This is a genomic window from Caballeronia sp. dw_19 (assembly GCF_018449515.1).
Lineage (GTDB): Bacteria > Pseudomonadota > Gammaproteobacteria > Burkholderiales > Burkholderiaceae > Caballeronia.
The window spans coordinates 101,473-110,645 of record NZ_JAAVUQ010000026.1 but is presented as its reverse complement, the minus strand read 5'-3'; the positions used below and the strand labels follow the sequence as shown (position 1 = coordinate 110,645).

The window sequence follows — 9,173 nt, the reverse complement described above, 5'->3', positions numbered from 1 at the left end:
CATGGTTAGGTGAGCAGTCCTTGTCATTTCGGCTCTGCTCATCAAGATGACCTTATCGCGACAGAACCAGGAACGACAACCGCGGGGCGGCGGGTGTGGACAAGCAGTCGATGACGGAATTCGAGGCAGATCTGAAGGATAATCTGTATCGAATCTGGAATCGAATGTCGTCTGGCAGCTATCTTCCGCCGCCGGTCTTGCGGGTTGACATATCCTATTAAAATTAACGTCCTCGACTATCACCGCTATTTGCACCAGATCCATGAGGCGGTAGCCGTGTACGACTGACGACCGCCCGCCACTGAAGGCGGGTCGGAGCGACGCCACCCGTCTATTGGACCGGGCCCGACGCAATATCAGTGCGTTGGCTCACGGCTGCCGTTCGCTCCTGCTCCTTTTCTTCTCCTTCCATCTTGCATAGTGATACCCCACGATGCAACCGTCCATGACTCCGTGTACGGCACGGTGGCCATGCGACATAGTCGGTCACGCCGCTAACCACCGCATTTTTTTCAGACATCCCGCTGCGCGCGACGCGCCGACAGCCGTGAGTATTGTCGGCACCGATATTGCAGCGGCCACATCCGTATATTAACTTGCAGTACTAAGAAGATAGTCGGACTTGGATGCCGTCCAGATCACAGGAGCCTATATGCGGGTTGCGCTTATCAGTGAAACCACGGGCGCTTGAGTCATACCGGGAAGCACGCACGGTTCCAACTCTTCTGCTAAGCCAGCCATCATGGCGATCGCTGCCTCTCCCAAACGGTTCAATGAGCATTCCGTCTGCCAGAATTTGTGTCGATTGACAGAACGGTGGTCGAAAAATATTCTGACTTCACTAATTCTGGCCTTACAACGAAGGAGACTAAAACAATGCTCAGCCCCGCAATGAACGAACGCCTGACGCGTGTCGGCCCTGGAACGCCTGGTGGCGAACTAATGCGCCGCTACTGGATTCCCATCGCGCCCTATTCCCAACTCGACGACAATCCAGTCCGCAAGGTGCGCATCCTCGGCGAAGACCTGGTCCTGTACAAAGACAACAGCGGCAAGCTCGGTCTGGTGGGGGATCGTTGCCTGCACCGCAACGTGGACCTTCAATTCGGAATTCCGGACGATTGCGGCTTACGCTGTCCGTACCACGGCTGGCTTTTCAATCAAGAGGGCAAATGCATCGAGCGCCCAATGGAAGCTACCCCGTGCGGCGAGATCAAGCAAAAGCTCAAGGCGTATCCGGTTGAAGAACTCGGCGGACTGGTGTTTGCTTACATGGGCCCGGCTCCGGCGCCCGCATTACCGCGCTGGGACCTGTTCGTGTGGCCCAACGCGATCCGCCAGATTGCCATCATGCAGATCAACTGCAACTGGCTGCAGTGCCATGAGAACACCGGCGACCCCACGCATAGCGCGTGGGCGCACGGTCATATGTTCCAGTACGTGCTCAAGCAGCAAGGCCGCTTTGAAGAAGCTACCGCGCAGGCAGAGCACACGCTGCACACGCGGCTGAAGACGGGCGTAGGCATCAAGGAGCTGTACGCTCACCCGACCACGCATGGTTTTGCGAAAGGCGTGAATTACTCGCAGGAACTGGGGGCGGATAGCGACTACACCCGCGACCACTCAACGGTGATCTTCCCGTTCTATACGCAGACCGGCAAGACTGGTGCGCCGCGCAGCGAATATCAGATTCGTGTTCCGATCGACGACACGCACACGTATCACATCTGCTATCAGGTCTACGCGGCGCCTCCGGGAGTCGATGTGCCCAAGCAGGATTCGGTGCCGTGGTACGAGCCGCCACGCCACGATGAGAACGGTCGTCCGATTCTTGATTACGTGTTGGCGCAAGATGCGCTGGTATGGGACGCGCAAGGGCCGATCACGGACCGCAGTGCAGAGTTGCTCGGGCGTACGGACGTTCCAATCGTGTTGCTGCGCCGTCAGCTCGACGAGCAAATTACGCGCGTGGAGCAGGGCGAGGAGCCGATCAACTTCTTTCGTGAATCACCGCCGATTATCTATGGGACGGGGGAAGCGCCCGACTACAGCAAGCCGCTGTTGAAGCACAACTTCCGCAAGCTGTATCACAAGGGTTTCTTTAACGACGATGCTGACCGTTACGGGCCGGCGCTTGAGATGGTCAAGGATTTGCATCGGCGCATCGAGGAGTTCGAGCTCGCTCAGGGCACAGCCACGGCGACTGAAAACACGCCCGGCTAACTTAGCCTAAAGCTTCATTGCTTCACCTGAGGATCCAGCAGCTAAAGATTGACCGAGGGTTTAACCGGGACCGTCGCTCGAACGTTAAGCTGGATCCTCGAAATTACCGTTCGCATAGTGTCGTCTTAAGAGCCGTGCCCCACGCGGCCAGGACGCCCTGGTTCGCCTCACCGCTGCCAGGGAATGTGAACGCAGTGCCGGCGAGACCGGCATGCCCGCAGGTTGGGTAGAAGAACAAAGATAAATGGAGACAAGATGACGACAAGATGTACCGTCACAGCAACTGACAACACGTGGTCCGTTCTCGTCGCGGAGTGCGTGGCAGGTGATAGGCGTGCAACGCTGACCTTGCAGGATTCCCCGAGTCATCCTCTCGACAGGGGGATCGTATGGAAATGACCTTCGATGCGATGAAAACCGCTATTCAGCGTTCTCGCCGACTCGAAAGCAAATGGCTGATCATTGGCGCGGCGGTCCTGATCACCGGCATCCTCGCGCTGATTCCGTTGTGCTTCCTCTTCTGGCAAAGCTTCTACACCCCGCAAGTCGCCGATACACCGGCAATGTTCACGTTCGGCAATTATCGTATTGCGTATGGCAGTCCCGAAACGCTGCGCACGCTGGGCAATTCGCTGGAGTTCGCGTTGGGCGCAGCGCTCGTGTCATTTTTCATCGGTACCTTGCTTGCGTGGATTATCGAGCGCACGAATACCCCGTTTCGCAAGCTGTTTTACGCCATTACCATTGTCCCGCTGATCATCCCCGGCATCCTGTTCACGATCTCGTGGATCTTCCTGGCAAGCCCGAAGATTGGAGTGCTAAACGTTGTGCTGACGTCAGTATTCGGGTTATCGAAGCCCGTGTTCAACGTCTACAGCATGGGCGGCATGATCTGGGTCGACGGGCTGCATTATTCGACCATGGCGTTCCTCTTGATGTCCGCCGCCTTTCGCGGCATGGATCCTTCGCTCGAAGAATCGTCGCTGATGAGCGGCGCCGGCATTGCCCGCACCATGTGGCGAATCACGTTGCGGCTGGCTTTTCCGGCCGTGGTGTCCACGTTGCTGATCCTTTTCGTGCGTGCTCTGGAGTCGTTTGAAGTGCCGGCTCTGATCGGCTTGCCGGTCAAGTTGCAGGTGTTCACGTCGTCGATCTACGAAGCCATTGAACAATATCCGAGCCAGGTCGGACTGGCTTCGTCGTATTCGATGCTGCTGTTGTTGATTACGTCGGTGGGACTGTATCTGCAGTCGCGGGTTGCATCGCGCGGCGGCAAATATACGACCATCAGCGGCAAGGGCTTTCGTCCCCGGCAGATGGATCTCGGTGGCTGGCGCTTCGTGACCGCGGGCATCTTTGTTATCTATTTCTTGTTGATCGTCGCATTGCCGCTAGCCGTGCTGCTCTGGTCGTCCCTGCAAAAGTATTACCGCTTACCATCGCTGGCGGCCGCGCATCACCTCACGTTCGATGCTTACCGTTACATCATTCATCTGCCGGCGTTGCGCACAGCAGTGGTAAATAGTCTGCTGCTGTCGTTCGGTTGCGCGACCGCCGTGATGCTGCTAAGCGCCGTGATCTGCTGGATCGTGGTGAAGACCAAGCTGCCGGGTCGCTGGCTGCTCGACAACCTGGCGTCGCTGCCGCTGGTCTTTCCAGGGCTTGTGCTGGGATTGTCATTCATGATCGTGTCGCTGAAGGTCGATATTGGCATCTACGGCACGCTATGGATCCTGCTCCTCGCTTACATCACCCGCTTCATGCCCTACGGCATGCGTTACACCAATACGTCGATGATCCAGATTCACAAGGAACTGGAAGAATCCGCCGCGATGAGTTGTGCGACGTGGAGTTCCACCTTCTATCGGATCGTGTTGCCGCTGCTCAAGCCGGGCCTGATGGCCGGCTGGATCTATGTGTTGATCGTATCCATCCGCGAGTTATCCAGTTCCATTCTTCTATACAGCCCGGGCTCGGAAACGGTTTCAATCGTGATCTGGGAGCTTTGGCAAAACGGTCAGTATGTTGAGCTGTCCGCACTTAGCGTGATGCTGATCTTTGTGTTGCTCGCACTGGTTTCCCTCGCTCAATACATTGGCAGCAAGTTCGGCGTCAAGCCGAACCGCGGCTGAACACACGGAGATCATTGTGCTAAATGTTCAGGGTTTGAATACAGAATATGTCGATGGCAATAACGTGCGCGTACGCGCTGCCCGCGACGTTTCATTCGATGTGCCTCAAGGCAAGCTCTTCACGCTGCTCGGCCCGAGTGGATGCGGCAAGACGACGACCCTGCGTTCCATCGCGGGTCTCGAGCGTCCGGTGGAAGGGTCCATTTCAGTGAACGGCGTGACGGTGTTTGCAGCGGGAAGCAATACTTTCGTCCCTCCGAATAAACGCCAGTTCGGCATGGTCTTTCAGTCGTATGCGATCTGGCCTCATCTGTCCGTCTTCAAGAATTGCAGCTTTCCATTGGAAGTGGGTACAAAGAAATATTCGAAGCGCGAAATTGAAGAGAAGGTCATACGAGTTTTGACCGCTGTCGGGCTGGAGCATATTGCCGACCGCGATGCCACGAAGATGTCCGGCGGGCAGCAGCAGCGGCTAGCGTTGGCGCGGGCCCTGGTGATGGAGCCGAAGCTCTTGCTGCTTGATGAGCCGCTATCAAATCTCGATGCAAAACTGCGCGACAAGATGCGTTTCGAGCTTAAACGCATGCAGCGGGAGCTCCGGATTACCACGATTTACGTCACGCATGATCAAGAGGAAGCGCTCGCGTTGTCGCATGAGATCGCGGTAATGCGGGAAGGGCGCATCGTTCAAAAAGCGACGCCACGTGAGATTTACGATTTGCCAAATAGCAAATTCGTCGCAGACTTCGTGGGGACGACCAATTTCATAGAGGGAACGGTTCTTAGTTGCGATGGACCTGACGGACACCTGATTGTCGATTCGGCGATCGGGCCCGTTGCGGTCGCCAATGCATTTTCTTGTCGAGCTGGCGATAAGGTCACCATTTCCATGCGACCCGAAAACCTCATGGTTCATGAGACCCGCGATGCAGCCGGATCGCACAATGTATTTGAAGGCACGGTATTCACCAAGGTATTTCTGGGCGAGACCCTGGACTTCCAGATCAAGGTGAATGAACAGGTCGTCCTCGCACGGGTTCATCCCGCACACAAAACGCCGGTTGGCGGGACGATTTTCTTTTCCGTCGATCCGGCCAGCTGCATCGCGCTCAGGTCGGAGACCGTATAGGGCCGGGTACGTATCAACCGCTTTTATTGCACGGCGGGATTCGGCCCTGATCCCGCGCACGGGAGTTAGGTGGAACCAGGGCCACCGTCATTGGAAAAACGCTTGACGGTAACGCATTGAATAGCAGTACGACCACGCAGCCGAGTCAAATAAAACAATAGATAGTTAGTATAACTACATTGAGTCTGCAGGGATGCAATGCCGAAGATCGGTTTGCACGATCCCTCGGGCATATAGATTCGAGACGATATAACGGGACGGAGACCCCAATGAAGAAAGCAACGGCAGTATTAATCGCATTTCCTTTTCTGGCTGGCGCGGCTCATGCGCAGACCTCGGTGACGTTATACGGCATCGTTGATTCCGGTCTGGTGTACATCAACAACCAGTCCGGTCATGCGAACCTGGAAACAATCACGGGGCAGACCAATGGAAGCCGTTGGGGCTTGCGCGGATCGGAGGATCTCGGCGCAGGCCTGAAGGCAATCTTCACTTTGGAGAATGGTTTTGACTCATCCAATGGCAAGTTGCTGCAAGGCGGCCGGGAGTTCGGCCGACAAGCGTACATGGGACTCAGCAGCGAGACGCTGGGTACGCTCACCATGGGCCGTCAACGCGATGCGATGAGCCAATACATTGGAAGGAACATATCCGCGACTTCCATATGGGCGTGGGTGGGCACCCATCCAGGCGACTTCGATAATCTTAACGACAACTTCCGCGACAATAACTCGCTGAAATATGCATCGCCACACGTGTACGGTATGCAGGCAATCGCCTTGTTCGCGCCGGGCGGCGTAGCGGGTAATTTCGCGACGAACCGGATCTACAACTTCGCTTTGAATTACGCACAAGGCCCTCTCGATGCTGTTCTTGTGTATGACAACGTGAACAACCCGTCCGAGTCCGCACTCGACGGGACCGTGTTCCCGGGCGCCAAAGGCTATACATCCCCGGGTAAGAGTCCCGTGTTTAGCGGCTACGCCTCTGCGCAAGTCCTGCAGATTTTTGGAGCAGGTGTGGCATATAAAATTGGCGACGGCAGGGTCGGGCTGGTCTACACCAACTCTCGCTATCAGGACATTGTGCGTACTGCGTCCACGCCGAACAGCGGCACGGCAGTCTTCAATAGCTTCGAAATAAACGGCCGCTATAACTTTACGCCGGCGCTGCTGGTGGGCCTGTCTTTTGACTACACAAAAGTCAGAAACGCAAAGTACGAGCAAGTCGACTTCGGGCCGGACTATGCGCTCTCAAAGCGCACGGATCTGAACCTTGTCGGCATATGGCAGCACGCATCCGGGATTGACTCTACGGGACAGGCCGCGGTCGCCTCTATTGGATCACTTGGGCAATCCAGCACACCGACCCAGATAGCAGTGAAAATGGGGATCCGGCACCGCTTCTAAGATTTGATAGTAGAGCCTGGAGATCTATCCGCACGCTATTTGCCTCCGTTTCGGCAGAAGCGAATAGCGTGTTTTACGTTCAGGCTGAAGCGTCCCTGCCTGACGCGGCATGCAGGAAGATCTGGTCGAAGATCGTATTCCACTCGGTCTTCTCAGTCAGCGGCATAGCAGGGTCGACAGGTGTTACGTGCACGTCCTTCAGAGGAGAGGCCACGTTACGATTGGCCGGAACGTAATCGCGGCTCGCGAGGATCTTCTGGGCGTCGACGGAAAGAAGGTAGTCATACAGCAGCAAGCCAGCGGCTGGGTGCGGAGCGTGCTTTAGTATTGCGACGCCATTGACCCGTGCGGCAGCCGGTTGCAAGACGAACCAGTCAATAGGCGCGCCCTTGCGCTTCGCTTGCGCCGGCATGTAGTTATAAACCTCGAGCGCCAGCGGCACTTCGCCCGCCGCCACGAGATTATTCAAGAGCGAATTGCCGGTTCGCGCAGCGACGCCGTTGGTAGCAACGAGCTCCCGGAAAAAATCGATACCCTTGTCGCGGCCCATCTGCATTGCCACGGTTGCGAACCAGTCGGAACTCTTCGCTTCAATGCCCAGCTTGCCCTTCCATTTCGCCGATAGTAAATCCGCATAGGAAGTGGGCAGGTCCGCCTTCTTGATCAAATGCGTGTTGTACGCTTGCACCCACACCGACAGCATGGTAGCCGCCCACTGATGATGATCAGGGATGGTCTCGGGCATGAGGTCTGCAATCACCGGCGACACGACCGGTTGCAGAAGCTTCTCGCTGCGTAACGCGTCGAGAAAAGACGAACCCGTATGCACGGCGTCGGGAATGTATCGGTGTCCTTGAGATTCGGCCACGATGCGCTGAACCACTTGTTCGTCGCCTGCTCGCCAGATGTTCACCTGAATGCCGTACTTTGCCTGGAACGGATCGATCAATGGGGCGACATCCGGTTCTGCTATCGAGGTATAGAAGTTCAGTTCGCCCTCGGCTTTGGCGGCTTGCAAAATCTTTGCGGCTCGATCCGGGCCGGTATAACCCGTCAACCCAAGATTAGGCGAAAGCTTTTCGTTTGCCCGCGCGCTCAAGGGCGCGTTGACGGCGGCCAACGCTAGCCAGGTCGCAGCCATTTTTGTCATGGTACGTCTTGTTGTCATCGTGTCTCCATCGTATTTATTTAGTATCAAGCCGGTATTTGGCGAGGGTGCTTACTGGTTTCTCAACCTACCGCGAAGTTATTGCACCATACGGCCTCAAGCCTGTTCAATAACTCAGGCGGAATCGCGTCCATGCCGGATACGAGAGTCAATTCCTCAAGCTGCGCGAGCGACGAAAAACCGCCCAATGCCGTAGTCACGCCAGCATGTCCAAGCACGAAACGGAAGGCGGCTTGAGCCAGGCTGATTCCGAGTTCCCGAGCGACGAACCGGACCTGCGCCGCTTGCCGCTGCAGTTCCGTGCCACGCTCGCCGTAAGCGCCGGTACTGCGGGCGAGTGAATGACGCTCGTGGCCCTCCACGCTGTCATCGGTTAGAAACCCGCGGGCAAGGACGCTAAAGATCGCCGAGCCGCAGCCGGCGTCGCGTGCGACATTCAGTACGTTGCCTCCGTCCTTGTCTACTCTCAGGCCTTCGGGACACCCCATGCCGGGCGTCGGATTGAGCATCGTGTAGCAGACGTTGATCATGCTGAAGAGACCGGTTTGGAGCAGTTGCTTGATCGGGCCGATGTCGTTACCTCGGCAAATAAAGCCGGCATGCCGGATCTTCCCGGCCTGCAACAGCCGGCGCAAACCTTCGAGCACACCGTCGGGACGCATGAATTGATCAATGCCAAGCGTCGCGTAATACTTGCCCTCGAGCGGCGCCGCGCCGTGCACAGGGCCATTGTGAATCTGCAGGATGTCGAGGTGATCAAGTTGCAGCCGACGCAATGTGGCTTCGGTTGAACGCACCACGTGGCCGGCGATATCGTCGAGATCCCGTGAGCGGATTTCAACCTTTGAGTTCATCACCGGGCGTGCTCGCAACTGCTTCAACACTCGGCCAAGATTTTCTTCCGCTGCACCGTCACCGTAATCCGGCGCATTGTCGAAATAGGTAATGCCGAGGTCGAGCGCGCGTTCAACCACGGTTAGCTGCTCGTCGAAACTGCCGCGCACCATCAGGCCCGCATTTCCACCGCAGCCAAAACCGATTTCCGAAACGGTGAGATCGGTCGCGCCTACTTTTCTATATTTCATTTGCCAGACCCTCAAGCGGGAGCAATG

6 protein-coding genes are annotated in these 9,173 nt (G+C 56.6%); 4 read left to right on the top strand and 2 right to left on the bottom strand.

Annotated elements, in window-relative coordinates:
• Positions 1 to 876: 876 nt before the first annotated feature.
• The 4 genes from HB376_RS28260 to HB376_RS28245 all read left to right on the top strand — a co-directional run bounded on the left by HB376_RS28260 (position 877) and on the right by HB376_RS28245 (position 6,893).
• Positions 877 to 2,223, top strand: a complete 1,347-nt coding sequence (locus HB376_RS28260; protein ID WP_213767009.1) for a Rieske 2Fe-2S domain-containing protein — start codon at positions 877 to 879, stop codon at positions 2,221 to 2,223.
• A gap of 389 nt (positions 2,224 to 2,612) precedes the next feature.
• Complete coding sequence (locus tag HB376_RS28255) at positions 2,613 to 4,355, top strand: iron ABC transporter permease (RefSeq protein WP_213767008.1); 1,743 nt, start codon at positions 2,613 to 2,615, stop codon at positions 4,353 to 4,355.
• Between the two features lie 16 nt (positions 4,356 to 4,371).
• On the top strand, positions 4,372 to 5,484 hold the full coding sequence (locus HB376_RS28250) for an ATP-binding cassette domain-containing protein (protein ID WP_213767007.1): 1,113 nt from the start codon (positions 4,372 to 4,374) through the stop codon (positions 5,482 to 5,484).
• A gap of 269 nt (positions 5,485 to 5,753) precedes the next feature.
• Complete coding sequence (locus HB376_RS28245) at positions 5,754 to 6,893, top strand: porin (protein ID WP_213767006.1); 1,140 nt, start codon at positions 5,754 to 5,756, stop codon at positions 6,891 to 6,893.
• Between the two features lie 79 nt (positions 6,894 to 6,972).
• On the opposite strand, the gene HB376_RS28240 is transcribed toward HB376_RS28245, so the two are convergent.
• A complete protein-coding gene (locus HB376_RS28240) occupies positions 6,973 to 8,061 on the bottom strand; it encodes an extracellular solute-binding protein (protein WP_213767005.1) in 1,089 nt (362 codons plus the stop codon).
• A 62-nt stretch (positions 8,062 to 8,123) separates the two neighbouring features.
• A complete protein-coding gene (locus HB376_RS28235) occupies positions 8,124 to 9,146 on the bottom strand; it encodes an aldo/keto reductase (RefSeq protein ID WP_213767004.1) in 1,023 nt (340 codons plus the stop codon).
• Between the last annotated feature and the right edge of the window lie 27 nt (positions 9,147 to 9,173).